This window comes from Nocardia sp. NPDC052254 (assembly GCF_040679495.1).
GTDB lineage: Bacteria > Actinomycetota > Actinomycetes > Mycobacteriales > Mycobacteriaceae > Nocardia.
In genome coordinates this window covers 69,363-95,598 of sequence record NZ_JBFAUW010000008.1, presented here as the reverse complement: position 1 = coordinate 95,598, position 26,236 = coordinate 69,363, and the positions used below count along the sequence as shown (strand labels likewise).

General features: G+C 67.5%; 23 protein-coding genes and 1 riboswitch. Of the genes, 10 read left to right on the top strand and 13 right to left on the bottom strand.

The features are described 5' to 3' along the window. The first annotated feature begins 39 nt into the window (after positions 1–39). Entirely contained in the window at positions 40–753 is a 714-nt protein-coding gene (locus AB0L57_RS20815) for a hotdog fold domain-containing protein (protein WP_364964526.1), read from the top strand. Positions 754–763: 10 nt separating this feature from the next. Here the strand turns inward: AB0L57_RS20815 and AB0L57_RS20810 are convergent, their stop codons facing one another. Further along, positions 764–1,309: a PadR family transcriptional regulator gene (locus tag AB0L57_RS20810; RefSeq protein ID WP_364964525.1), complete on the bottom strand. Its 546-nt coding sequence runs from the start codon at positions 1,307–1,309 to the stop codon at positions 764–766. 45 nt (positions 1,310–1,354) lie between these two features. On the opposite strand from AB0L57_RS20810, the gene AB0L57_RS20805 reads away from it, so the two are divergent. The 6 genes from AB0L57_RS20805 (at position 1,355) to AB0L57_RS20780 (ending at position 7,499) form a co-directional block, all read left to right on the top strand. After that, the gene (locus tag AB0L57_RS20805; RefSeq protein ID WP_364964522.1) at positions 1,355–1,915 is read left to right on the top strand and encodes a peptide deformylase; all 561 of its coding nucleotides are present in this window, start codon (positions 1,355–1,357) and stop codon (positions 1,913–1,915) included. A gap of 233 nt (positions 1,916–2,148) precedes the next feature. After that, positions 2,149–4,332, top strand: a complete 2,184-nt coding sequence (locus AB0L57_RS20800) for a malate synthase G (protein ID WP_364964519.1) — start codon at positions 2,149–2,151, stop codon at positions 4,330–4,332. A gap of 363 nt (positions 4,333–4,695) precedes the next feature. After that, entirely contained in the window at positions 4,696–4,827 is a 132-nt protein-coding gene (locus AB0L57_RS20795) for a hypothetical protein (protein WP_364964516.1), read from the top strand. Positions 4,828–4,882: 55 nt separating this feature from the next. After that, the gene (locus tag AB0L57_RS20790; RefSeq protein WP_364964513.1) at positions 4,883–5,425 is read left to right on the top strand and encodes an HNH endonuclease; all 543 of its coding nucleotides are present in this window, start codon (positions 4,883–4,885) and stop codon (positions 5,423–5,425) included. Positions 5,426–5,455: 30 nt separating this feature from the next. After that, on the top strand, positions 5,456–5,716 hold the full coding sequence (locus AB0L57_RS20785) for a WhiB family transcriptional regulator (RefSeq protein WP_364964510.1): 261 nt from the start codon (positions 5,456–5,458) through the stop codon (positions 5,714–5,716). Positions 5,717–5,888: 172 nt separating this feature from the next. Continuing rightward, the gene (locus tag AB0L57_RS20780) at positions 5,889–7,499 is read left to right on the top strand and encodes a substrate-binding domain-containing protein (protein WP_364964507.1); all 1,611 of its coding nucleotides are present in this window, start codon (positions 5,889–5,891) and stop codon (positions 7,497–7,499) included. A gap of 226 nt (positions 7,500–7,725) precedes the next feature. On the opposite strand, the gene gcvP is transcribed toward AB0L57_RS20780, so the two are convergent. The 7 genes from gcvP to AB0L57_RS20745 all read right to left on the bottom strand — a co-directional run bounded on the left by gcvP (position 7,726) and on the right by AB0L57_RS20745 (position 14,802). Beyond that, positions 7,726–10,539: an aminomethyl-transferring glycine dehydrogenase gene (gene gcvP, locus AB0L57_RS20775; protein WP_364964505.1), complete on the bottom strand. Its 2,814-nt coding sequence runs from the start codon at positions 10,537–10,539 to the stop codon at positions 7,726–7,728. Positions 10,540–10,706: 167 nt separating this feature from the next. Further along, positions 10,707–10,801: riboswitch (glycine riboswitch) on the bottom strand. A gap of 94 nt (positions 10,802–10,895) precedes the next feature. Next, positions 10,896–11,486 carry a MerR family transcriptional regulator gene (locus AB0L57_RS20770; protein ID WP_364964503.1) on the bottom strand — a complete coding sequence of 197 codons (591 nt, stop codon included), beginning with the start codon at positions 11,484–11,486 and terminating at the stop codon, positions 10,896–10,898. Between the two features lie 164 nt (positions 11,487–11,650). Next, entirely contained in the window at positions 11,651–12,124 is a 474-nt protein-coding gene (locus tag AB0L57_RS20765) for a bifunctional nuclease family protein (RefSeq protein ID WP_364964500.1), read from the bottom strand. Positions 12,125–12,203: 79 nt separating this feature from the next. After that, positions 12,204–12,968 carry a MerR family transcriptional regulator gene (locus AB0L57_RS20760; RefSeq protein WP_364964498.1) on the bottom strand — a complete coding sequence of 255 codons (765 nt, stop codon included), beginning with the start codon at positions 12,966–12,968 and terminating at the stop codon, positions 12,204–12,206. Between the two features lie 55 nt (positions 12,969–13,023). Continuing rightward, positions 13,024–13,494, bottom strand: a complete 471-nt coding sequence (locus AB0L57_RS20755; protein ID WP_364964496.1) for an FHA domain-containing protein — start codon at positions 13,492–13,494, stop codon at positions 13,024–13,026. Between the two features lie 218 nt (positions 13,495–13,712). Further along, a complete protein-coding gene (gene gcvH / locus AB0L57_RS20750; RefSeq protein ID WP_364964494.1) occupies positions 13,713–14,111 on the bottom strand; it encodes a glycine cleavage system protein GcvH in 399 nt (132 codons plus the stop codon). Positions 14,112–14,211: 100 nt separating this feature from the next. Beyond that, on the bottom strand, positions 14,212–14,802 hold the full coding sequence (locus tag AB0L57_RS20745) for a CDP-alcohol phosphatidyltransferase family protein (protein ID WP_364965046.1): 591 nt from the start codon (positions 14,800–14,802) through the stop codon (positions 14,212–14,214). A gap of 236 nt (positions 14,803–15,038) precedes the next feature. On the opposite strand from AB0L57_RS20745, the gene AB0L57_RS20740 reads away from it, so the two are divergent. Together AB0L57_RS20740 and AB0L57_RS20735 are read left to right on the top strand one after the other, a co-directional pair. After that, the gene (locus AB0L57_RS20740) at positions 15,039–16,733 is read left to right on the top strand and encodes a GMC family oxidoreductase (protein ID WP_364964492.1); all 1,695 of its coding nucleotides are present in this window, start codon (positions 15,039–15,041) and stop codon (positions 16,731–16,733) included. 133 nt (positions 16,734–16,866) lie between these two features. Beyond that, positions 16,867–17,748: an NERD domain-containing protein gene (locus tag AB0L57_RS20735; RefSeq protein WP_364964490.1), complete on the top strand. Its 882-nt coding sequence runs from the start codon at positions 16,867–16,869 to the stop codon at positions 17,746–17,748. Here AB0L57_RS20735 and AB0L57_RS20730 read toward each other — a convergent pair. Beyond that, a complete protein-coding gene (locus AB0L57_RS20730) occupies positions 17,733–18,392 on the bottom strand; it encodes a phosphatase PAP2 family protein (protein ID WP_364964489.1) in 660 nt (219 codons plus the stop codon). The two genes, AB0L57_RS20735 and AB0L57_RS20730, sit on opposite strands and share 16 nt — an antisense overlap. Before the next feature lie 92 nt (positions 18,393–18,484). Next, the gene (locus AB0L57_RS20725; protein WP_364964486.1) at positions 18,485–20,413 is read right to left on the bottom strand and encodes an acyl-CoA dehydrogenase; all 1,929 of its coding nucleotides are present in this window, start codon (positions 20,411–20,413) and stop codon (positions 18,485–18,487) included. 190 nt (positions 20,414–20,603) lie between these two features. Here AB0L57_RS20725 and AB0L57_RS20720 point away from each other — a divergent pair, with 190 nt between their 5' ends. Beyond that, positions 20,604–21,986, top strand: a complete 1,383-nt coding sequence (locus tag AB0L57_RS20720) for a threonine/serine exporter family protein (RefSeq protein ID WP_364965044.1) — start codon at positions 20,604–20,606, stop codon at positions 21,984–21,986. 40 nt (positions 21,987–22,026) lie between these two features. Here AB0L57_RS20720 and AB0L57_RS20715 read toward each other — a convergent pair whose 3' ends face one another. The 3 genes from AB0L57_RS20715 to asnB all read right to left on the bottom strand — a co-directional run bounded on the left by AB0L57_RS20715 (position 22,027) and on the right by asnB (position 26,141). After that, complete coding sequence (locus AB0L57_RS20715) at positions 22,027–22,746, bottom strand: TetR/AcrR family transcriptional regulator (RefSeq protein WP_364964484.1); 720 nt, start codon at positions 22,744–22,746, stop codon at positions 22,027–22,029. Positions 22,747–22,870: 124 nt separating this feature from the next. Then, positions 22,871–24,106, bottom strand: a complete 1,236-nt coding sequence (locus AB0L57_RS20710; protein WP_364964480.1) for a cytochrome P450 — start codon at positions 24,104–24,106, stop codon at positions 22,871–22,873. A 190-nt stretch (positions 24,107–24,296) separates the two neighbouring features. Continuing rightward, entirely contained in the window at positions 24,297–26,141 is a 1,845-nt protein-coding gene (asnB, locus tag AB0L57_RS20705; RefSeq protein WP_364964478.1) for an asparagine synthase (glutamine-hydrolyzing), read from the bottom strand. Positions 26,142–26,236 lie beyond the last annotated feature (95 nt).

The window sequence follows — 26,236 nt, the reverse complement described above, 5'->3', positions numbered from 1 at the left end:
CGTGCGACGGCTCACGGCATTCGAAAGGTGTGGACGCGCATGACTGCCGGTACGGCGATCACCATCCCCGGCCATGTACACGGCTATCCCGATCTCGCCTTCGGCGGTTATGTCGCCGGAATGCTGGCCGAGCGGGTCGGCGGGGAGGTGCGGGTCGATTTCCGCCGCGGAGTTCCGGTGGAGGCCCCGGTGCTGGTCACCGATTCCGAATCCGGCAGTGCCCTCGTCGATCCGGACGGCACGGTCCTCGCCGAGGCGAGCCCGGGCGCGGTGGAACTGGCGGTGACACCGCCGCCGTCGTGGGATGAGGCCGTCGTCGCCTCCCGTGACTCCTTCGCGGCGGGTCGCCCCATTCCCGACTGTTACGGCTGCGGCACCGCCAATCCTCCGGGCCGCGGTCTGCGCCTGTATCCCTGGCGCGTGCGCGCGCACGACCTCGTCGCCGCCGCCTGGATCCCCGACCCCGAATTGGCCGGGCCCGGTGGCCATCTCACCACCGAGAACATCTGGTCGGCCGTCGACTGCCCCGGCGGCTGGGCGGCCATCGATCTGGCCGGGATGCGCCCCGGCGGCGTCACGGCGGCGCTGACCACCCGACACATCGCCCCGGTGCACGCCGGCGCCAAGTACCTCGTCTGGTCCTGGCCGATCGCGGCCTCCGGCCGCAAATACACTGTCGGCGTGGCGATCTCCACACCCGGCGGCGATCTCGCCGTCCTCGCCGAGGCACTCTGGATCGAACCCCGGCACTGACCGGATCACCTCACACCTGTTCGTCCAATTTATCGAGATCCGCGAGAACTTTGTCGTGCCAGGTTATTTCGGCGCCCAGCCGGAGCCGGGCGTGCTCGACGATCAGATCGTCGGCCCGGGTCTGGTCGGGCCAGCGCCGGTCGAGTTGATGATCCATCGCCGATTCTCGCGCCTTCAACGCCGCGAGCCGGTCCTGCAGATAGCCGCGCAGCACCTCCCGATCGAGATCGGTTCCCACCGCCAGTGCCAGGTCCACCGGATCCGGCCGGATGTCGACCTCGGTGAAGGCCTCGTCCCGCAGTGCCCGTAGCTCCCGGTGCCCCTCCTCGGTGATCTCGTAGATCGTGCGGGCCGGCAGACCACCCGGCTGCTCGGTGCGCAACGGGCGGATCAAACCTTCGTCCTCCATACGGTGCAGCGCCCCGTAGAGCGAGCCCGGTTTGACCCGCGACCACAGATCGGCCCGATCCAGGCGGGCGTCACGGCGCAGCTGATGTCCATGCATGGGACCGCGTTTGGCCAGTGCGGCCAGGACGAAGAGCCGGGTTTCGTTCACGGCACAAGTCTCGCACGAGTACTCGTATTTGAGTACTCTCCGGCTATGACCATCCGACCGATCCTGATCGCCGGCGATCCCCGCCTGACGACTCCGGCCACCCCCGTCACCGTTTTCGACACCGAGCTCGCGGGGTTCGTCGACGACCTGTTCGAGACCAATACCGCCGCCCACGGCGCCGGGCTGGCCGCCAATCAGGTCGGCGATCCGCGCGCGGTATTCGTCTACGACCTCACCGATCGGGGTGTACGCCATCGTGGCCACATCGTGAATCCGGTCCTGGAGACGTCCGAACTACCCGAGACCATGCCGGATCCGGAGGACGACCTCGAGGGATGTCTCTCGGTCCCGGGAGAATGGTTTCCGACCGGCCGCGGTGACTGGGCGAGGGTGACGGGCGTGGACAGCGCCGGCGAACCGGTCACCGTCGAAGGCACCGGCTTTCTCGCCCGCTGCCTGCAACACGAATCCGACCACCTGGCCGGCCGGCTCTATCTGACCCGTCTCATCGGGCGCAATCATCGCGCGGCCCGGCGGATGATCCGCGACCACCACTGGTCTCACCCGGGCCACTCGTGGCTTCCGGACGGAACCCGGCGGTCATGACCACGTCGACGGGAGGGTCGCTCTCGGATTCACCTAGCCGCGGACCGCGCCCGCCGACATACCGGATTCGGCGAGGAACCGCCCCGACCTCCCGGGCGCGCGATCGGACTCGCGAATGTGGCCCACGATACAATCGGGCCTGCTCTACCGATGCCGACGACGACGCACAATTACCCACGGGTAACATGACAGGCGTACTTTTTCCATCCGGCTTTCTCGAAATGAGGCAGTAGATGACAGAGCGGATTCAGGTCGGCGGGCTCCAGGTGGCCAAGGTTCTCCACGATTTCGTGGAGAACGAGGCGCTCCCCGGCTCCGGCGTAGATTCCGCCGCGTTCTGGACCGGTGCGGAGAGCGTGATCAACGATCTCGCCCCCCGCAACCGCGCCCTGCTGGCCGAACGCGACGAGATCCAGGGCAAGTTGGACGCCTGGCACGCTGAGAACCCGGGCACCGGCTACGACAGGGCCGCCTACAAGAACTTCCTGACCGAGATCGGCTACCTGCGCGACGAGCCGGCCGACTTCTCGATCACCACCCAGAACGTCGACGACGAGATCGCCGGCACCGCCGGCCCGCAGCTGGTGGTCCCGGTCAGCAACGCTCGCTTCGCGATCAACGCCGCCAACGCGCGCTGGGGCTCGCTCTACGACGCGCTGTACGGCACCGACGCGATCTCCGAGGCCAACGGCGCGGAGAAGGGCAGCGGCTACAACAAGGTCCGCGGCGACAAGGTCATCGAGTGGGCCCGCAACTTCCTCGACGACGCGGTGCCGCTGATCACCGCCTCGCACGTCGGCTCCAAGGCGTACAAGATCGTCGACGGCGAGCTCGAGGTCACTGTGGAGGACGGCACCGATATCGGCCTGGCCGATGCCTCCGCCCTGGTCGGTTACCTGGGCGATCCCGGCGCACCGACCTCGATCCTGCTGCGCCACAACGGTTTGCACATCGACATCCAGATCGATGCCGAGTCTCCGATCGGCAAGACCGACGACGCCGGCGTCAAGGACGTCGTGCTCGAGTCCGCGGTCACCACGATCATGGACTTCGAGGATTCGGTCGCCGCGGTCGACGCCGAGGACAAGGTCGCCGGCTACCACAACTGGCTGGGCCTGATGAAGGGCGATCTGGCCGAAGAGGTCAGCAAGGGCGGCAAGACCTTCACCCGCACCATGAACCCGGACCGGGTCTACACCGGCCTGGACGGCAACCCGGTGGCGCTGCACGGCCGTTCGCTGCTGTTCGTCCGCAACGTGGGCCACCTCATGACCTCCGACGCCATCCTCGACGCCGAGGGCAACGAGGTTCCCGAGGGCATCCTGGACGGCCTGCTCACCTCGCTCGTCGCGGTGCACTCGCTCAACGGCAAGGCGCGGGTGAGCAACTCCCGCACCGGCTCGGTCTACATCGTGAAGCCCAAGATGCACGGCCCCGACGAGGTCGCCTTCGCCAACGAGCTGTTCGACCGCATCGAGGATGTGCTGGGCCTGACCCGCAACACCCTCAAGGTCGGCATCATGGACGAGGAGCGCCGCACCACGGTCAACCTCAAGGCCTGCATCGCGGCCGCCAAGGACCGCGTGGTGTTCATCAACACCGGCTTCCTCGACCGTACCGGCGACGAGATCCACACCTCCATGGAAGCCGGCGCGATGATCCGCAAGGCCGATATGAAGAAGCAGCAGTGGATCCTGTCCTACGAGGACTGGAACGTCGACACCGGCCTGGCGACCGGTCTGCCGCACAAGGCGCAGATCGGTAAGGGCATGTGGGCGATGCCGGACCTGATGGCGGGCATGCTCGAGCAGAAGATCGGCCACCCGCGTGCCGGTGCCACCACCGCCTGGGTCCCCTCCCCGACCGCCGCCACCCTGCACGCCACCCACTACCACCTGGTGGACGTGTTCAAGCGGCAGGCCGAGATCGCCAAGGGCGGCCCGCGCGCCACGGTCGATCAGATCATCGAGATTCCGCTGGCCGCCGAGACCGACTGGTCGGCCGAGGAGATCCGCAACGAGCTCGACAACAACTCCCAGTCCATCCTCGGCTACGTGGTCCGCTGGATCGATCAGGGCGTCGGCTGCTCCAAGGTGCCCGACATCAACGATGTCGCGCTCATGGAAGACCGTGCGACCCTGCGCATTTCGAGCCAGCTGATGGCGAACTGGCTGCGCCACGGCATCATCACCGAAGCGCAGATCGTCGAGAGCCTGGAGCGGATGGCCCCCGTGGTGGACCGGCAGAACGCCGGTGACGCCTCCTACAAGCCGATGGCTCCCGATTTCGCGGGCAGCGTCGCCTTCCAGGCCGCCAAGGAGCTGATCCTCGAGGGCTCCTGCCAGCCCAACGGCTACACCGAGCCGATCCTGCACCGCCGTCGTCGCGAGGCCAAGGCGCTCGCCGCCAAGGGCTGATCCGCCCGCGGCTCGACACCGCACCCGCGCAGCGACGCAGCCCCGGCCGACTTCCGGCCGGGGCTGCGTCGCGTCCGCACCGGCTCCGTTCGGCGCGAGCCCGGAGCACGACCGCGCGGGATCGTCCACCGGAGCCCTGGGTGGCCGACCGCACACCTCGCCCCGCGCGCACCAGGAATAAACGACCGGCGCCCGGCGCTGTATTCGGCGCACCAGGGGGAAGGTCGCGCGCCGGTCCACCGCGGCGGCGAAAAAATGACCCGACAACGGCGGTAACGCTGTGTCACCATGGAACGACGTTCACATCGGGCTCGCGACAGCGCGGGACCGCTCGACGAATTACGGGAAGGAGGAGGTGGCCGAATGCATCCGAACAACACAGCGGTACTGGCGAAAATCGATGTCGGACAACGACGTTTCATCGTCGCCGCACAGTCTCAGCAGATGCCGCGGCGTTCGCGCCGAGAACTCGACCACCTCGTCCGGCAGGCCTGATTCCACTCCGCCCCTTCTCTTTTCGTTCAGTCCTTCACGAAACATGGTGACTCCCATGCTGCCTGCGCACGCCGACATCGAATTGACTCCCGACAACTGGATACACAGCCAGGTGCTGGTCCTCAACGCCTCCTACGAGGCGCTGACCGATATCGGCGCCGAGCGCGCGGTGGTGTTGCTGATCAGCGGAGCCGCCGAGACCGTCGCCGAGCGGGAGCCCCACTTCCCGATCCGGTCCAAGCACCTGGAAATCGTACTGCCCGAGACGATTCGGCTGCGGCACTACATCCACCTCGAGCACCGGATGCTCGTCGACGACGCCGGCCGGGCCACCCTGGCGGGGGTACTGCGTCGCGACGGCCACCGGTGCGGGTACTGCTCCGGCTGGGCCCGCACCGTCGACCACATCCGCCCGCGCAGCCGGGGCGGACCCAACACCTGGAACAACCTCATCGCTGCCTGCGCGGGGTGCAATACCCGCAAGGCCGACCGCACTCCCGAGGAGGCCGGGATGAGGTTGCTCTGGGAACCCAAGGCCCCCAACGACATGCAACGCCGGCAGCGCCGAATCTGGCGCACTCTCGCCGGCGAGAACTGACATTCATCGGAGCGAAAGGAGGGATCCGATATGACGAACACGATGCCCGCACCGAACCTGGTGGATCTGCTCCCGCTCTCGGATACACCGAGCTGGGAACAGGCCGCCTGCAAGGGTGACCCCAACCACGACGCGTGGTTTCCGTACCCCTCGCAGGACTTCGACTACGCACGCGCCATCTGCGCGGATTGCCCGATCCGCGCGCAGTGTGCGGAGTTCGCCGCGGCTACCGGCCAGTCCGGAGTGTGGGGCGGCCACGAGTTCGATCGCGGCAAACTGATCCGCGCCTGATGGCCGAGCGGGGTGTGCGGGTGGCATGGACCACTCGCACACCCCGCTCGTCCGCGTGTGCGGCCGGTCCTGGACGAGCGTCACTTTTCGGCGGACCATACACTGGCAGACCGTGGGCACACATCGCAGCGCGGACGGATCACGGGGCGTCAGCAAAAGTTTGGTTATCACCGTGGTAGCGGTCCTGCTGCTGATCGCGGCCGTCGGAACGTGGTTCTGGCTGAGCGGCCGCTCGAACTCGGAGAGCAACAGTGCCGCCGGCCAGTGCATCGAGGGTCCGGTCACCCTCACCGTCACCGTCGACCCGGATATCGCCGAACCGGTCCGCGCCGCCGCCGATCGCTACAACGCCACCTCCCCCCAGGTGCGCGACCACTGCGCGAAGGTCTCGGTCACGGACCGGCCGACCGCGGCCATGGTGGGCGGTCTGACCTCGCCCGACTGGAATTCCGCACTGGGCCCGCAGCCCGGTTTGTGGATCCCGAATTCGACCCGCGCCATCGAGCAGATGCGAGTACCCGGTCTGGTGCAGGGTGCCCCGGCTTCGGTCGCGGTGAGCCCGATCGTGGTGGCCGCGCCCGATCAGCTGGCCCAGGCCCTGACCAAAGCCGACCTCAGCTGGTCGGATCTGCAGCGGCTGCAGCGCGGATCACTCGGCGACGTCGGCTTCGGCAGCTGGGGCGGACTGAAGATGGCCCTGCCTCCGGGTGATGCGTCGCTCGCCGCCGCCGTGGCGGTCGGGTCGGCCGTCTCGGGGTCCGATCCACTCGACGACGAGTCGGCCAAGTCCGGTCAGGTCGTGGCCGCCATCTCCGGATTGGCCTCCGAGGCACCGGAGTCCACCGACGCAGGGGCCGCGCTGGCAACCATCGCCGATTCCGACCACGCACCCTCGGCCACCATTCACGCTGTGGCAGTTACCGAACAGCTAGCGAAAACCCATCCCGGTGTCGGTATCTTCCGGCCCACCGGTGCGGCACCGGTCGCCGATCACCCCGCCGCCATGCTCACCGGCAGCTGGGTCGACAAGACCCAGAATCTGGTCGCGGGCATGTTCGCCGACTACCTGCGCGCACCGCAGCAGCAGAAGCTGTTCACCGACAGCGGATTCCAGCCCGCCGCCGCCAATCCCCCACCGACACCGGCCAAATCGGTCCTCGACAGTGTGCAGTCGGTTCTGAACCACCCGGTACTCGGCGTACAGTCGACCATCCTCATCGACACCTCGGCCTCGATGGCGGTGACCGACGGTTCGATGTCACGACTCAACAATGCCCTCGCGGCCGTGCAGTCCACCCTCGACACCATGCCGCCGGACTTCGGCGCCGGCGCCTGGGTCTACGCGCGCGACATCGAAGGCGGCAAACCGTATCGGGTGGTGGCCCCCACGGCCGCCCTCAGCACCGCGCACCGCTCCGAATTGTCCAGCGCCCTAGGGCATGTCGCACTCAGCGGGTCCGACACCGATCGCACCTATCAGACTCTCGAGGCCGCCTACCGCAGCGCCGGCGAGGACTATGCCGCGGGTAAGACGAACTCGGTCCTGCTGATCACCGGTGGCCCCAACGACCAGTCCTCGGTGACCGGTGATCAGCTCGTCTCCGAGATCACCGGCGGCGACCCGGCGCACAAGGTCCGCATCGATGTCATCGTGGTCGGCGGCCAGGGCAACCAGACGCTGCAGAACCTGGCCCAGAAGACCGGCGGCAGCTACACCAAGGTCACGACCTCCGACGACATGGGCTTCGGCACAGCGGTCAACCACGCGCTGACCACTCCCTGATCGACGGGTTCAGCCGAACTCGTCGCCCGGCATCGCCGATCCCCCAGGCGCGGGGCTCGGCGATCCTGCCGTCGCGCGGGACGAAACGCGTCTGCCACGGATATGCGCCGGGCGCCGCCGGTTCAGCCGCGGACCACGCGACCGCCACCGCGGCTTCCCTGATATCGGCCACCGTCGCACACGGGGACCGATCGCCGCCGAGCGGCGATCGGCCTCCGAATTCGGTTCAGTCGGTGTAGGCCTCGAGGGGCGGGCACGAGCAGACCAGATTCCGGTCACCGAACGCGCCGTCGATACGCCGCACCGCGGGCCATACCTTGGCCCGCGCCGCGTGCAGTCCCATCGGATAGACCGCGGTCTCCCGGCTGTAGGGATGGTCCCAGTCGCCCACCAGCGATGCCGCGGTGTGCGGGGCACCACGCAACGGGCTGTGCTCCACCGGCCAGGTGCCGGCGGCGACCGCGTCGATCTCGGCCTTGATCGCGATCATCGCGTCGGCGAAAGCGTCCAGCTCTTCGAGGTTCTCGCTCTCGGTGGGCTCCACCATCAGGGTACCGGCGACCGGGAAACTCATCGTCGGCGCGTGGAATCCATAGTCCGCCAGACGTTTCGCGACATCGTCGACGGTCACACCGGTCCGCTTGGTGATCTCGCGCAGATCCAGGATGCACTCGTGGGCGACCGTGCCACTGTCACCGGTGTAGAGCACCGGGAAGTGTGAATCCAGGCGCCGCGCGAGGTAGTTCGCCGAGGCGATCGCGGTGAGTGTGGCGCGGCGCAGCCCGTCGGCGCCCATCATCCGGATGTAGGCCCAGGTGATCGGCAAGATGGATGCCGAACCGTAGCGGGCGGCCGACACCGCGTGCGAATCCGGCCGCAGCGGATCACCCGGCAGATAGGCCGCCAGATGCTCGCGCACCGCGACCGGTCCCACCCCGGGACCGCCGCCGCCGTGCGGAATGCAGAAGGTCTTGTGCAGATTCAGATGCGATACATCGCCACCGAAACGCCCCGGACGGGCCAGTCCCACCAGGGCGTTCAGATTCGCACCGTCGACGTACACCTGACCACCGGCGTCGTGCACCAGCGCGCACAGCTCGGCGACCTCGTGTTCGTAGACTCCGTGCGTGGACGGGTAGGTGATCATGATGCAGGCCAGCCGGTCGGCGTGATCGGCGATCTTGGCACGCAGATCGTCCAGGTCGACGTCGCCGTTGTCACGGCACTTCACGACCTCGACCCGCAGCCCGGCCATTGCGGCCGAGGCGGCATTGGTGCCGTGTGCACTGGAGGGGATCAGGCAGGTGTCGCGGTGGGTGTCGCCGCGATCGAGGTGGTAACGGCGAATCGCGAGCAGGCCCGCGTACTCGCCCTGGCTGCCCGCATTGGGCTGCAGACTGACCCGGTCGTAACCGGTCACGGTCGCGAGCCACTGTTCCAGGTCCTCGATCACCCGCAGCATGCCGGGCACGTCCTCGACCGGCGCATAGGGGTGCAGCCGGGCGAATCCCGGCCAGGTGATGGGCTCCATCTCGGCGGTGGCGTTGAGCTTCATCGTGCACGAGCCGAGCGGAATCATGCTGCGGTCCAAGGCAATATCCTTGTCCGACAGCTGTCGCAGATACCGCAGCATGGCCGTTTCGGTGTGATACCGGGTGAAGGCCGGGTGGGTCAGGAACTCCGAGGTCCGGGTCTCGATCGACGGCAGCCCCGCCGGCTCCGGCGCACCGTCGACCCCGAAGCACTCCAGCACGGTCGCCACCTGCGCGTCGGTGGTCGCCTCGTCGCAGGCGACCGCCACATGATCGGCGTCGACCAGGCGCAGATTGATGCCGTGCCCCTTCGCCTTGCCGACCACGGCCTCCGCCCCGGACGGCACGGCGACCAGCACGGTGTCGAAGAAGCGGTCGTGCACGACCGCGTCACCGAGGCCGGCGGCGAGCCGCTCGGCATGTCCGTGCACCCGGCGCGCGATCGAGCGCAAACCGTCCGCACCGTGGTAACAGGCGTACATCGCGGCCACGATCGCCAGCAGCACCTGCGCGGTACAGATGTTGGAGGTCGCCTTCTCCCGGCGGATGTGCTGTTCGCGGGTCTGCAGCGCCAGCCGGTAGGCGCGGTCGCCGTCGGCGTCCACCGAGACTCCGACCAACCGGCCCGGCAGCTGCCGCGCATGCGCGGTGTGCACCGCCAGATACCCCGCGTGCGGCCCGCCGAAGCCGAGCGGCACGCCGAAACGCTGAGTGGTGCCGAAGCAGACGTCGGCGCCCTGCTCACCGGGCGGCGTGATCAGGGTCAATGCCAGCAGGTCGGCGCCGACCGCGACCAGCGCACCCCGCTCGTGCGCGGCGGCGATCAAGGCGGCCGGGTCGGCGATCCGCCCCGAGGCCCCGGGGGTCTGCAGGACGACACCGAAGAAGTCACCCTCGGGCAGCAGGCCCGAACTCAGATCCGCCTCCACCAGTGTGATCCCGAGTGGCTCGGCCCGGGTGGCCAGCACCGTGCGAGTCTGCGGGAACAGATCGGTATCGATCACCAGTCGCTGAGAGGTGTTCTTGCGATTGGCGCGCTGCAGCAGCGTCATCGCCTCGGCGGCCGCGGTGGCCTCGTCCAGCATGGACGCATTGGCCACCTGCATACCGGTCAGATCGGAGACCATCGTCTGGAAGTTCAGCAGCGCCTCGAGCCGGCCCTGGCTGATCTCGGGCTGATAGGGCGTGTAAGCGGTGTACCAGGCCGGATCCTCCAGCAGATTGCGCACCAGCACCGGCGGGGTCAGCACGTCGTAGTAGCCGAGCCCGATCATCGAGGTGGCGACGGTGTTCGAGTGGGCCAGTGCGGCCAGTGCGCTCAGCGCTTCGTGTTCGGACATCGCGGGCGGCAGCGTCTCGAGCCCGGTCGCGGTGGCCGGGTCGAGAATGCTCGCCGGGACCGCGCGGCGCGCGAGGTCCTCCATCGACGCGACCCCCACCGTCCCGAGAATCCGTTCGAGTTCGGCGGCGTCGGGTCCGATGTGGCGGTCGGCGAAACTACGGGTCACGGAGGCTCCAGGTTCGGGCAGGTCGAACGGCGCATCCGCTGCCGCCGTCGACGAGTCTCGGCCTCCCCCTCTGTCGTGGCGCCTGAGAGATTCGGGAACGCGCGGGCTCCCTTTCCCCATGGGCGGGTGGCCCGCATCGTGTGCGGCCACCACTTTCCAGAGGCGTCGGACTCCGCACGGTCCCTGGTGCCTGAGAGATTGACGGGGAGGTGCTGCTCCTTCGGCGTCCGGATCGGATCCGGAACTCTCCCGCACGGTTGCGACGCACCCACAGTTTAAGGGGTGCGTCGTGAACGGCATGATTCCGAGGCAGGTCACCGGGCAGTCGCGTTGGTCACACCCCCGGCAGGTGGGCACTAGCCGGTCTTGCGGTTCTCCCGGGCCTTGCGGCGATAGGCCAGCTCATCCTCGGGCCGCTCGGTGGCGGCGTTCGCCTCGGCGCGCTCCGCCGGGAAGTTGGCGATCGCGCCGGTCAGCTCACGCATGGCACCGCTCACCGCGATACCGAAGACCCCCTGGCCACCCTGCAGTAAATCGACGACCTCTTCCGGCGACGAACATTCGTAGACGGTGGTGCCATCGGAGAACAGGGTGATGCCGGCGAGATCCTCGACCCCGCGGCTGCGCAGATGATCGACGGCGATGCGGATGTTCTGTAACGAGATCCCGGCGTCGAGCAGACGCTTGACGATCTTGAGGACCAGGATGTCCTTGAACGAGTACAGGCGCTGGCTGCCGGAACCGGTGGCGCTGCGAATGGAGGGGACGACGAGCCCGGTGCGGGCCCAGTAGTCGAGCTGCCGATAGGTGATGCCGGCGACCTGGCAGGCGCTGGGAACGCGGTAGCCCACCAACTCGTCGGGCACCGTGTCGTCGGGGAACAGCCCCGGCTGCACCACCGCGGTGGGCCGCGGATCGGGTGCTGGTTGCTGCGGTCGGTCTCCCACTGCTACTCCCTCACTGCATCGCCGAAGAAGAACAACGGCCTAACTGTCGAGGCTACTCTGTCGATTGTCTCGGCAGCACGGCCATGGAGCCAAACTCCGTGCGCGGCGTGTTTCTCACCCTCTAGGTGAGGTGTAGAGCACGGTCGCGACGAACCGGTCCGTTCTCAGCTGTCGGTGGCCTTGAAATCATCAGGGGAAACCGATTCCAGGAATTCCTTGAACTTCTCCACCTCGTCCTCGCGCTCGTCGGGCATCACCAGCCCGGCTTCCTCGAGCACCGGTTCCTCGGCGTAGATCGGGCAACCCACGCGCAAGGCGATGGCTACCGAATCCGAGGGGCGCGCGGAGATCCGCACCTCGTTGTCGAACACGAGGTCGGCGTAGAACGTCCCCTCCTGCAGATCCACGATCCGCACCTCTTTGAGGGTGTGGCCGAGATCGTGGATCATGATCTTGATCAGGTCGTGGGTCAGGGGCCGAATCGGGGTGACCCCCTCCTGTTCGAGCACGATGGCTGTCGCCTCGGCCTGACCGATCCAGATCGGCAGATACCGGTCGCCCGACTCCTCGCGCAACAGCAGCACGGGCTGGTTCTGGGGCTGCTCGACCCGGATGCCGATCACACGCATTTCACTCATCGCACTGGCCTCCCATACTCGCCGACCGCCCGTACGAGCCCAGCCGGGCAGGCCGTATGACCGAGTCTAGGCGATGAATTCAGCCGCCGAGGGAAGCCCGTACCGACGTCTTCACCAAGCTGGTGTGCAACGTCAGCGACAGGGCCGCCAACTCGCGTACGGTCTCCTCCGCGCGAGCCCGGGCATCGGCGTCGCGACTCTTCGCGATCGGCGCGGCGATCTGGGCGATCATGGCCGCCTCACGGTCCGCGGCCAGCTTGAATGCCCGCAGATGTCGTGCCTCCAAACCGAATTCACTCATCGACTGGGCGGTGCGCGCCAGTGTGACGGCTTCGGCGTCGAAAAAACCCGCGGCGCCGGGCGTGATGAGCCCGGCGCGAATGAGTTCGGTGAGAAATTTCTCATCGATCCCCGCCTGGTCGAGCAGATCGGCACGGGTGACACGCATTTCGTGGTCCAGCCGTAGTTCGTCCGGCGACACCTCGCCGGGTACCACGCCCAGGCGCCGGGGCGCTCCCACCGCGCGGCCGGACTCGGGCGCACGCCCCGAACCGTCCGCACCGGCGCCGTCGGCCCGGGCGCGCGCCTCACGCACACCCAGGGTCGCCGCGCCGCGGTCGATCGCTTCGAGCTGTTCCTTGATCACCTTCAGCGGCAGATACTGATCGCGCTGCGCCGTGAGGACGAACTTCAGCCGTTCGACATCGGCGACGGAGAATCTCCGATATCCCGAAGGCGTGCGCTCCGGGCGGATCAGTCCCTCCGATTCGAGGAAGCGGATCTTGGAGATGGTGATGTCCGGAAAATCCGGACGCAGCAGGTCCAGCACGGAGCCGATCGACATCCCTCCGCGTGTCCATTGCGCTGCGCCAGTCATCAGTGGAATCCGCCTCGGCTCGTTATGCGCTCGGCTCGTTGGCCTGTGGCCGCGGGCCGGTCAGGAAGACCAGCCGGAACTTGCCGATCTGTACCTCGTCACCGTTCTGCAGCTCCGAGGAGTCCACCGGCTCACGGTTGACGTAGGTGCCGTTGAGGCTGCCCACATCCACGACCTGGAAGGTGTCGTCGTCCTGACGGAATTCCGCGTGCCGACGAGACACCGTGACATCGTCGAGAAAGATGTCGCTGTCGGGGTGCCGACCCGCCGAAGTGGTGGGCTGGTCCAACAGGAAACGCGATCCTGCGTTCGGCCCGCGCTTGACCACCAGCAGGGCAGCGCCCGCGGGCAGGCCCTCGACCCCTTGCACCGGCTGTTCGCCGGTCTGCTCACCGGAGCGCGACGCGTCGACCTCGTTGAGGAAGTCAGCGCGGAACACCGAAGTCGTTTCGGCCGCGCTCTCCCCGTATCCCGGGTCTTTGTTCTCGCTCACCCTTGCTCTCCTCCTCGAACCGATTTTCTGTACCGGTACCCGGCGCCGATACCGACCGCACCGCCCTCGCCACCACACCCGTCGCGACCGGCTGTCGCGCTCTCGAGTGGCACCGGCGAGTTCCGGCAGAGTTCCCGGCACCGGCCGCCGGCACATCTGTTGGTGTTGACCGTACCCTGCTCGGGCGCACCCGTGCAGGTAGAACTGGGAAGGCTGACTCAGCCCTCGGTAACTCCTTGGTAACCTGCGGCATCGAGCAGTCCGGACAGCGCGGTATCGAGTGCCGCGGCGTCCACCAGCTCGAGTTCGAACAGCCAGCCCTCACCGTAGGCGTCGGTGTTGAGCCGCTCCGGCTCGGCATCCAATTCCTCGTTCACCGCAACGACTTTCGCCTGCAGCGGTGCGTAGATCTCCGACACGCTCTTGGTCGACTCGACCTCCGCGATGGCCTCGCCGGCCGACACCGCGGTGTCCACCGCCGGAAGCTGCACGAACACCACATCACCGAGTTGTGACTGTGCGAAATCGGTGATTCCGACCCGCACCCGGGTCGGCGCGACCCGGAGTACCCACTCGTGCTCGGCCGTATAGCGAAGATCCTCGGGTATCAGGGTCACAGGTTGATTCCTTTCACGGGGAGTCCTTCCACAGGCGTCCTCTCACCGGTATCGCGACAACTGTATCGACCCGGACCGACAACGCGCCCCGCCCCACCCGCTACGAAGTTGCTCGCGGCACAACGGGTATGGTCCGCGCCACCGCGAAGGCCTTCCACAGATACAACAGGCCGGTCCATACGTAGACGGCCGTCCCCCACCACAGCAGCGCCCACCCGAAGGCCCGGCTGAAACCTGCCGCCGCCCAGTCCATCTGGCCGGCCAGCAGCCAGGGCAGTGCCGACATCAGCGCGAAGGTCGCGGCCTTGCCCAGATAGATCACCTCGGGCGGCTCCAGTCCGCGGCGCCGGTAGATCGGCAGCACCGCGCCCAGGATCAGGTCCCGGCCGATCAGCACCACCACGAACGGCCAGGGCAGGATGCCGCGCACGAGGAACCCGAACACGGTGGCGATGAGATACAACCGGTCCACCAGCGGATCCAGCAGCGCGCCCAGTCTGGAGAACTGATCGAGCAGGCGAGCGAGTTTGCCGTCGAGGAAGTCGGTGACACCGCTCGCGATCAGCAACGCGAAAGCCCAGCCGTCGGCATGTTCGACCAGCAGCAGCCACAGCAGTACCGGGACACCGATCAGTCGCACCACGCTCAGCGCGTTCGGGACCGTCAGAATGCGGTCCTCCTTCGCACGCACGGCCGCGGTGGAGTCGGAAGCCTGGGGATCGGGGCCCGGCCCGCCGCCGGATGCGTTGGTCACAGCCTGTCTGCTTACCCCAATGCCCGCGCCGATGCCATTCGGGCACGCCGCACCCGATGCGGGGAGCATGATGCGGCAGCGCGGTTTCACCCGTTCCGCCCGGCAGGTGAATACTGATGACGACACGATGCGTCGGTAATCGCTTCATTGTGCTGCGATGACGAGAGGATGACATGCCCGACTTCGACTACGACGTGGTGGTGATCGGCTCCGGTTTCGGAGGCAGCGTCAGCGCGCTGCGATTGACCGAGAAGGGCTACCGGGTGGCGGTCCTGGAATCCGGGCGCCGCTGGCCCGCCGAGGCCATTCCGAAGTCGAATTGGAATGTGCGCAAGTCGATCTGGGCTCCACGGCTGGGCCTGACCGGCCCCCAGCGGATCAGCGTCCTCGGCAAGTGCGCCGTGTTCTCGGCCTCCGGCGTGGGCGGTGGATCGCTGATCTACGGCAACACCCTCTACGAGCCGCTGCCGAACTTCTACGCCGACCGGCAGTGGGCCCACATCACCGATTGGCGGAGCGAACTGGCGCCGTACTACGACCAGGCGAAGCGGATGCTGGGGGTGGCCCCCAATCCGCGCGTGACACCGGCCGACGAGGTGATCCGTTCGATCGCCGACGACATGGGGGTGGGTGATACCTATCACCCCACCAACGTGGGGGTGTTCTTCAACGAGGAACAGCCCGGCGTCGAGGTCGACGATCCCTATTTCGGTGGCGCGGGTCCGCGCCGCAGCGGCTGCATCCACTGCGCACGCTGTTTCACCGGCTGCCCGCACAATGCCAAGAACACCACCCCCACGAACTACCTCCACCTCGCCGAGCAGGCCGGGGCGCATGTGTTCGAACTGACCACCGCGAACCGGGTGCGCCCGATGGTCGGCGGCGGCTACGCCATCGAGACGCAACGCTCGGATCGCTGGGTTCGCAAGGGCCGCAAGACCTTCACCGCCAATCAGGTGGTCTTCGCCGCGGCGGCGCTGGGCACCCAGAAGCTGCTGCACAAGATGCGTGACGAGAAGGTGCTGCCGAATCTCTCGCCGCGGCTGGGCGAGCTCACCCGCAGCAATTCCGAGGCGATCCTCAACGTGGTCAGCCGCCGGCGCAGCGATTTCGCCGAGGGCATCGCGATCACCTCGTCCATCCATCCCGAACCCGATACCCATATCGAGGTCTGCCACTACGGCAAGGGGCAGAACGCGTTGTTCCCCATGTCGGTGCCGATCGTGGACGGCGGCGCGTTCCGCTTCCTGCGGTTCCTGCTGGCGATCCTGTTGCATCCGGTGGTGTTCGCGCGCAGCCTCAACGCCCGCCACGCCTCGGAGAAGTCGGTGATCCTGCTGGTGATGCAGTCACTGGACAACTCGCTCACCTCGTTCCGCCGGTGGGGTGGCCTCAAGACCCGGCAGGGCACCGGGCAACCGAATCCGACGTGGATCCCGATGGCGCACGAGATCGGACGCCGGTTCGGCGAGAAGGTCGACGGTGATGTGCAGGGGCTGGTGATGGATGTGTTCAACATCCCCGCCACCGCGCATTACATCGGCGGCTGCGTGATCGGCGCGGGACCGGACACCGGGGTGGTGGACCCGTATCAGCGGATCTTCGGCCATCCGGGCCTGCACATCGCCGACGGATCCGCGGTGACCGCGAATCTCGGGGTGAACCCGTCGCTGACGATCACCGCGCAGGCCGAGCGGGCGATGGCGTTCTGGCCCAACAACGGTGAGCCCGATCCCCGTCCCGAACTGGGGGCCCGGTACCGCCGGATCGCTCCCGTCGCACCGCATTTCGCGACCGTGCCCGACGCCGCGCCGGGCGCGCTGCGGCTGCCCATCGCACCGATCGACCCCGCACCGGCCGAGTACTGATCCACCGCCGGCGAACGGGAAATTCATCCGATTCGTCACCGCGGCGCGTCGAAGACTCCCCCGGACCTGCAGCGCCCCTTATGCTTTCCGGTACCGAGTGTCGACGAAAGGGCGGTCGCCAATGCTCGTGCGAGTGCAGAACGCGGCCGGGACCACGGCCGAACGGGTCCTCATCGAATGGTTGCGCACCTGGAAGGGTCCCGACGACCCCCAGGGTGTGGCGACGGTCAACTGCAGTCTTTTCCATGCCGATCGGCTGCATCAGTTCGATGCGATGATCTGGACCCCGACCACCTGCGTGGTCATCGAGGCCGAGGGCTTGGTCGAACGGGTCAGCGGTGACCTCGAGATACCGCTGAACGGCCCATGGCGGGTCGGCGGCCAGATGGTGAGCTTCGAGGGCGGCGATCGGGGCACCCCGCTGGACCGGTCCCATCAGCACACCCACGCATTGCAGAGCTGGCTCTCCGAGCGCGGCCTCGGCCAGCGTGTGGTGCAGGGTGTGGTCGTCGTGGTTCCACCACACGGCGCCGCGCCGACCATCCGGCAGCTGTGGAACGATCCCGGTCTCCAGGTCGTACTGGGCGACGGGCCGGGCCGGCTGTCCGAATGTCTGACCACGCTGACGGTCCAGGGCCGGGCGCAGTGGACGGCCAACGACATCGCGCTGACCTTCCGCGGGCTCGGCATCCTGCCGTATCTGCCGGCACCGCAGGATCTCGTCGGTGAGGGATTCGGTGGACCGGTGGACACCACACTCTGGTACGGCGGGCCGCAACAGGCGCAGGCCGAGGCGTTCTTCGAGGAGCAGGCCCAGGTGGACCAGAACTACCGGCGCGCGCCGGCGATCACGATGCCCTGGTACAGCCCCTGGAATCTGTACCCCAAGGACACCGAGCGGATCGATCCCGGCAGTGCCGCGCTGCGGATCCTGCTCGCCGTCGGCATGCTCATCGGCCTCGCCTGGCTGGTCTGGTTCGCGATCTCGGCGTTCCTGACCTACGGACCGGGCTGATCGGTGCCCGTCGCCGCTTCGGCCGCGGCCGGTCCAGCCACCCCAGGGTCGTCGCGGGACTCGCGGTGCTGCTCCCGGGTACGCCACGGTGTCACCGCGGCCCAGCTCGCGGTGACGGCGGCGACCGCGAACGCGGTACCTCCCACGACGTCGGTGGGATGGTGATAGCCCAGGCCCACCATGCCCACCGCGACGGCGGCCAGCGCGATCGCGGCCAGCACCGCCACCGTGATCCGCAGCCACGCGGTCGCGGCGACGAGCAGCAGACCCGTTGCGATGGCGACGAATTGGACGGTGTGCCCGCTCGGATACGCGAGATAATGCTGTAAGTGCCTGTCCCACAGCGGTTTCAGCGCCCACGTGTTGATCGCGACCACCAGCTCCGGCACGATCAGCAGAAATCCGGCACCCCACCAGTCGCGCCGCAGGGCGCAGTACACCATGCCGAGCAGCAACAGCGGCAGCACGATGTAGGCGTCGCTGGGAATCACCAGCGCGTGATAGATCCCCGGATGTGCGTCCAGGCTGTCGTGGACACGGTCACCGACCGCGCGGTCGACGGCGGTCGGACCGCCCCCGGCGGGAAAGCTCAGCGGAACCGTCACCGTGATCAGGAACCCGATCAGGACCACGGCGGCGGTCACGAACGGCCGGTACCGGACGGGCGATGGTGGAGCGTGCACCTCTCGACGATAGCCGGACCCGGCCACCACGCTCCGCCGTCGCCGAGGCGGCCTCACGCCCCCTGGTGCACGCTCGCGTCGTCGAGCATCGCGGCCCGCAACATGGCCTCCGGCACGCCGAGCGCCTCGACGAGGACACCCGCCTGCGGCCGCAGCCGCTCGACGAGTTCATTGACCCCGCGCCGCACCGATTTGGCGCGCTCCACCGACATGAAGCGGTGCATGATGTACCAGGCCTGATTCTGTTCGATGGTGGCGTAGACGAACAGATCGCACACGCTCTCGGCGAGCTCCCGGGCGTCCGGATCGTCGATATCGGCGATGCCCTCGATGAACGCCTCCAGCACGAGCCGATCGATGTGCGCCTCGCCCGCCGCGAGGATGTGGTCCTGCGCGTTGTTGAAGGCCTCGAATGGGCCGGTCTCCTCGGCCCGGGCCCGCAACCGGTGGGCGGCGGTCCGGGTCAGATAGTCCTCGCGGTCGGCGAACAGCTGCAGCTGGACCGATCGACGTGACAGGTCCGCGTCGTCGACGGTCTCGCCGGAACGGTCACGCAGGCGCTGGATGAGCTGGCGCACGCCGGAGGTCTCGCGCACCACGTCACGCGCCATGGTCGCCGCGAACTTCACCCAGCCGAGGGCATCGAGATCGCGCACCTCGTCGGAATACGCGGTCAGCAGTTCCTTGGCCACGAGCTGGGTCAGGACCACATTGTCACCCTCGAACGTGGTGAACACATCGGTGTCGGCCTTGAGCGTCACCAGCCGGTTCTCGGTGAGATAGCCCGCGCCGCCGCAGGCCTCGCGGCATTCCTGGATGGCCCGGGTGGCGTGCCGGGTCTGGGCGACCTTGAACCCCGCGGCCCGCTTCTCCAGTGCGCGCTGCGCGCCCGGGTCGAGATCCTGGCCGGTCTGCACCAGGTGCATGCGCCGGACCAGATCGTTCTGGGCGAACGACAGGGCGAACGCGCGCGCCACATGCGGCAGCAGCCGGCGCTGATGGCTGCGATAGTCGAGCAGCAGGGTCTCGCCACCGTTGTCGGGGTCGGAGAACTGGCGGCGTTTGTCCGCGTAACGCACCGCGATACTCAACGCCACCCGCGCACCGGCCGCCGCGGCGCCGCCGACACTGACCCGCCCGCGCACCAGCGTGCCCAGGGTCGTGAAGAAGCGGCGGCTGGGATTGTCGATCTCGGACTCGTAGCTGCCGTCCGGTGCGACGTCGGCATAGCGATTGAGCAGGTTCTCGCGCGGAATCCGGACGTGATCGAAGTGGATGCGGCCGTTGTCGACGCCCGGGAGCCCGCCCTTCAGACCGCAGTCGGAGGTGGTGACGCCGGGCAGGTCGGCACCGCGCTCGTCACGGATGGGGACGAGAAAGCAGTGCACGCCCTGGCTTTCACCGCCGGTGATCAACTGCGCGAACACCGCGGCCATCCGGGCGTGCTCGGCCGCGCCGCCGATGTAGTCCTTGCGCGCCGACGCGGTCGGGCTGTGCACGACGAATTCCCCGTGCTCGGGATCGTAGGTGGCGGTGGTCTCCAGATTCGCGACATCACTGCCGTGACCGGATTCGGTCATCGCGAAACATCCCAGCAGGTCCAGTGACAGCAGGCGTTTGACGATCTCGGCGTGCCGCTCGGTACCGAGGTTCTCCACCGCACCACCGAACAGACCCCACTGCACACCGGACTTCACCCACAGCGACAGATCGGCGTACGCCAGCATCTCGAGCCCCGTCACCGCACCACCCGGATCGCCGGTGCCACCGTGCTCGATACTGAAACCCTTTTCCGCATAACCGAACTCGGCAACCAACCGCATCTGCTCGAGTACCCGTGCCCGGGCCTGCCGGTAGTCGAGGGCGGGGTCGCCGAACAGCCGGTCGTCGGCGAGTTGCCGTCGCGCCTGTTCGCGCACGTCACGCCACGGTCCGTCCAGCGCTGCCCGCAGATGATCAGCTGTCGAAGTCTCGGTGCCCATGGGTCCGACTGTAGCGGCCGGACCCGGGCGCGGGCGATAACCAGCCGGTTGCCCGCTCGACAGAAGTGAGGGAGCCCACCGTGACACCGCGCGGGCTCCGACTACCGTGTGCGGTGTGACAGATGAGTTGGAGCCCGAACTCGTCCGCACGGGGCCGGAGACCCGGCCCAGTTCGTTGTGGCATCGGGCGATGGGAACGGTAACCGATCGGCTGGTCGCCCAGCGACGGGCCACCGTCGATTCCGTGGTCGAAGCGCCGGCACCGTTGCGGCCGATCGATCTCAGCGACGACGCGGCGGTGACCGAGGTGCTGGATCTGGCCGAACGAGTGGGCGAGGTGGTGCTGTCCTCGGGCACCGCGGTGACGGATACGAGTACGCAGGTCGAATTCATCGCCGCCACTTACGGTTTGGCTCAATGCGATATCGATGTCACCTACAACTCGATTCGTATCTCGGCCGATCGCGGTACGACGCTGCCGCCCGCCAGCACCATGCGGATCGTGCAGTACCGGTCGCTGGACTTCACCCGGCTCAGCGCCGTCGACCGCCTGTCGCGGCGGATCCGCCGGGAACTGGTGCCGCCCGCGGAGGCCCATGCCGCCCTGGATGCGATCACCGGCGCGCCCCATCCCTACAACCGGTGGATCGCCACCTTCGGCTGGTCGCTGCTGGCGGCGGCGATCTCACTGCTGCTCGGTGGTGGCCTGCTGGTCGCCGCGGTGAGTTTCGCCACGACACTGCTGATCGACCGGTGCAATCGCCAGTTGAACAAGTGGGGTCTTCCGTTCTTCTTCCAGAACATGATGGGTGGTGTCATCGCGACCCTGCCCGCGATCCTGCTGCAGACCTTCGCCGACGGTCTCGACCTCAATCCCAGCCTGATCGTCGCGGCGGGAATCACCGTGCTGCTCAGTGGGTTGCAGCTCGTCGGTGCGGTGGAGGACGCGATCACCGGCGCACCGATCACCGCCGCGGCCCGCATGCTCGAAGTACTGGTGATGACCGGTGCGATCATCGGCGGCGTGGCACTGGCACTGCGCGGCGGGCAGGCGTTCGGTGCCGAGGTGCCCCCGATCGACATGTCACCGTCCTATGACATCACGAATCTGCCGCTGAAGATCGTCGCCGGTGCCGTCGCGGCGACGGCCTTCGCACTGGCCTGCTATGCCGAACGCCGCGCACTCACGGTCGCGGCCGTCACCGGTGCCGGCATCACCGTGTGTTACCTGTTCGTCCAGCACGCCGGGTTCGGCCCGGTGATCGCGGCCGCGGTGGCGGCCACCGTCATCGGCCTCGCCGGTGGTCTGCTGGCCCGCCGCGCGGTGACTCCCCCACTGGTCGTCGCGGTGGCCGGTATCACGCCGCTGCTTCCCGGTCTCAAGGTCTACCGGGGCCTGTTCGCACTGCTCAACGACGACCTGCTGGTGGGCCTCAATCAGATGTTCGCCGCACTGGTGGTGGGGTGCGCCCTCGGCGGCGGGATCACACTCGGCGAATGGTTCGCCCGGTGGCTGCGGCGGCCGCGGATTCTGCGGCGGGTCACCGGCGTCCGGCCCGACGACATCATGTGAGACCGTCCCGGTCGCGGCACGGTGCCGCGACCGGGACGGCTCAGGCGGCGAAACCGATGGAGCGTGCCAGATCCGCGAGCGTGGCGTCGAACAGGGCGTCCGGATCACGCACCGGCATCGGATAGTTGCCGAACACCTCGAGGGTCACATGACCGTAGAGCCGCGCCCAGAACTGGATCATCAGATACGTGACGCCGAGATCCAGTTTCTCGGCTGGGAACTTCTGACCGGATTCGGCGAGCACCGCCAGCAGTTCGGTCTGGAACCCGACGAGATCGGCGCGCAGCGCCGGCGGAATCTCGTCGGTGGGCGGAGTGACGATGTCGTAGGTGGTCAGCAGCCGACCGGCGGCCTCGAGGAAGATACGGCCGAACGGCTCGTCGAATTGCCGCATGGCGCTGGCGGAGTCACCGGCGGGTGAGGCGAACACCAGGGTGAACTCGTGGGCGTGGGCCAGTGCCCACTGCCGGAACCCCTTGCAGATGGCGAACAGTTGCACGACGCCGTCCTCGGGCAGCGCGGCGACCTGCCCGGCGAGTTCGTCGGCCAGGTCCGCGCAGATATCGATGCGCAGCGCACCCACCAGATCGTCGCGCGAGGCGTAGTACCGATACAGCGCCGGCGCGGTGATCCCCAATTCACGCGCGATCGCGCGCAGGGTCACCGCCTCCGGGCCCTGCTCGACCAGCAGCGTGCGGGCCACCCGCCGGATATCGGTGTCGGTCACCGCGGGCATCCGGCCCCGTCGTCCGGCAGTCATGCATCGTCCTTCGCCGCATACGCACCGGCCTCGACGTCACGGGTACGTCGAGGCCGGTGCGCACACTGTGTCCTGGGCCGCCATGGCGCCCGGGCCCGCGGGGATTCCCGCGCGGCCCGATCGCTCACTCGTAGGCGACCTGCCAGCTCTTGATTCCGTTCAACCAGCCCGAGCGTAGCCGGACCGGCTCGGAAATCTCGCGCAGGTTGGGCATCACGTCGGCAATCGCGTTGAAGATCAGATCCAGTTGCAGGCGAGCCAGATTGGCGCCGACGCAATAGTGCGTACCGGTGCCGCCGAATCCGACATGCGGGTTCGGGTTGCGCATGATGTCGAATTCGAACGGCTTGTCGAAGCGTTCTTCGTCGAAGTTGGCCGAAGAGTAGAACAGCCCGACCCGCTGCCCCTTCTTGATGGCCTGGCCACCGATCTCGGTGTCGGACAACGCGGTTCGCTGGAAGGCGATGACCGGGGTGGCCCAGCGCACGATCTCGTCGGGCGCGGTGCGCGGGCGCTCGGCCCGGTAGAGCTCCCACTGTTCGGGGTTGTCGACGAAGGCCTTCATACCGTGCGTGGTGGCGTTGCGGGTGGTCTCGTTACCGGCCACCGCGAGCAGGATCACGAACCAGGCGAATTCCTCCGAACCCAGTGCCTCACCGTCGATATCGGCATTGAGCAGCGTCGAGACGATATCGTCGGCCGGGCACTTGCGCTTCTCCTCGGCGAGGTTCCACGCGTAACCCATGACCTGAGCGTTGGCCATCTTGTAGCTGTCGGCGAATTCGGGGTCGTCGTAGCCCATCATCTGGTTCGACCACTCGAAGAGCTGGCCGCGATCGGACTGCGGCACACCGAGCAGTTCGGCGATAGCCTGCAGCGGCAGCTCGCATGCGACCTGCTGGACGAAATCGCCGCCACCGGTCTTCTTGGCCTCGTGCACGATGCGCTCGGCACGCTCGCGCAGCGCGACCCGCAGGCTCTCCACCGCGCGCGGGGTGAAACCACGGGAGATGATGCGGCGCAGCTTGTCGTGCTCCGGCGGATCGGTGTTGACCAGCATGGCGCGCTGGATGTCGATCTCCTCGCGGGTGATCTCACCGTTGAAACGGATGACCGCGGTGTTCTCGTGGGTGGAGAAGACATCGGATCGCTTCGAGATGTCCTTGATGTCGTCGAGGCGGCTGACGACCCAGTAGCCGCCGTCGTCGAAACCGCTGACTCCGTTGGGCTGATCCACCCACCAGACGGGGGCGCTGCGACGCAGCTCGGCCCATTCGGCCACGGGCAGGCGGTCGGCCAACAGGCTGGGGTCGGTGAAGTCGAATTCGTGACTGATGGACGGCAGAGACGGCGCGGACACGGTACCTCCTTTGGAACACGTTGCTATGGAGTGAACCACACCACACCTGATTTGTGAACACCTATTAGTAAATAATGTTCACATGTCCGGTTCCGCCCGTCGCGACCAGCGGATACGGCTATCATCACCGCCCTCGGACACACCGAGGGGCCGGCACCGTGGTGACACGGTGCCGGCCCCTGGCAACCGATCAGTCCAGTCGCAGATCCGGGGCGTACATCTCGAGCCAGGTGTGCAGATCGATGATCCGATCCAGCCCCATCCGCAGGTGGGTGTCCAGGCGCGAGGCGTCCATCGCGACCGCACGTTCCAGCCACTGCCGGTCGATCAATTCGAAGACCGGCGCATCTCCGGCGGCGGCGATCTCCTTGGCCTGCTGCTGCAGTGCCGCCGCGTAGCCGGGATCCTGGGTCGACGGATACGGACTCTTCACCCGCGCCGCGACCGATTCCGGCAGCACATGTTTCGCGGCGTGGCGCAGCAGGCTCTTCTCCCGGCCGTCGAAGGTCTTCAGTGACCACGGGGTGTTGTAGACGTACTCCACCAGCCGGTGATCGCAGAACGGAACCCGGACCTCGAGCCCCACCGCCATCGACGCGCGGTCCTTGCGATCGAGCAGGGTGCGCACGAACCGGGTCAGATGCAGATGGCAGACCGTGCGCATGCGGTGCTCGAGTTCGGATTCGCCGTCGAGGTGCTCGACCTCGGCGACCGCGGTGGCGTACTGGCCGGCGACGAAATCCGGCAGAGCCAGCTTCTCGCGCAGGGCCGGGTTCAGGATCTCCCAGCGGGACTCCCCGGTCATCGCGCTGTTGAACGCCAGCCAGGGGAAGGTGTCGGCCTTCAACGCGACCTCGTCGTGGAACCAGCGGTACCCGCCGAACACCTCGTCGGCCGACTCCCCCGACAACGCCACCGTGGACTGGCGTCGAATCGCGGCGAACAGCAGATACAGCGACGCGTCCATATCCCCCAGGCCGGCGGGAATGTCACGGGCGGTGATCACCGCGCGGCGCACCGCCGGATCCGACAGCTGCGCCGGATCGAGCACCACGTCCTGATGAGCGGAGCGCACCAGCGCCGCCACCTCGCGCACATACGGCGAGTCCGGGGTGTCCCGCATCTCGTCGGGCACGAAGTTCTGTTCCTGATCGGCGAAATCCACCGAGAAGGTGCGCAACTGCTCGCCGTCGCGCGCCAGCCGGGCCGCGGCCAGGCCGGTGATGGCACTGGAATCCAGGCCGCCGGACAGCAGCACACAGCGCGGCACATCGGAGATGAGCTGGCGCTCGACGATATCGGTGAGCAGATCGCGCACATGCGAGACCGTCTCGTCGCGGCTGTCGGTGTGTTCGACCGCGTTGAGCCGCCAGTAGGTACGGGAGCGAATTCCGTTTCGGTCCACCGTCACCAGCGTGCCGGGCAGGACCTCGTGCATCCCCTTCCACAGCGACCAGCCGGGGGCCTTCGTCATGGCGAACAGCTCCCGCAGCCCGTCCAGGTCGACCGCCCGGCCCGCGAGCGGATTGGCCAGGATGGCCTTGGGCTCGGAGCCGAACAACACGCCGTCGGGGGTCGGATAGTAATAGAACGGCTTGATCCCCATCCGGTCGCGGATCATCACCAGCTTCTGCTCGCGCTCGTCCCAGATGGCGAAGGCGTACATCCCGTTGAGGTGATCGACGACCGACTCACCCCACTGCAGATATCCGTGCAGGACCACCTCGGTGTCGCTGTCGGTCTCGAACCGGTGGCCGAGCCCCTGCAACTGTGCGCGCAACTCACCGAAGTTGTAGGTCTCGCCCGAATACACCAGCCCGATATCGCCGGCCGGCGTGGACACGCTCATCGGTTGGGTACCGCCGGGCAGATCGATGATCGCCAGCCGCCGATGGCCCAGTGCGGCGTGCTCGCGCACGAAGGTGCCCCGCCCGTCCGGCCCGCGGCAGGCCATCGTCTCGGTCATCGCATCGATGTCCCCCTGCCGCCGAGTGAGGTCCTCCGAGAACGCCACCCAGCCTGCAATTCCGCACATTCCGCCACCTCTCAAAAGTAGTTAGCTTTGTGAACTATGCGTAAAACCGTTGTAACACAAGGAGACTCGAGCTCGCCACCGCCCGTCCGACTTGT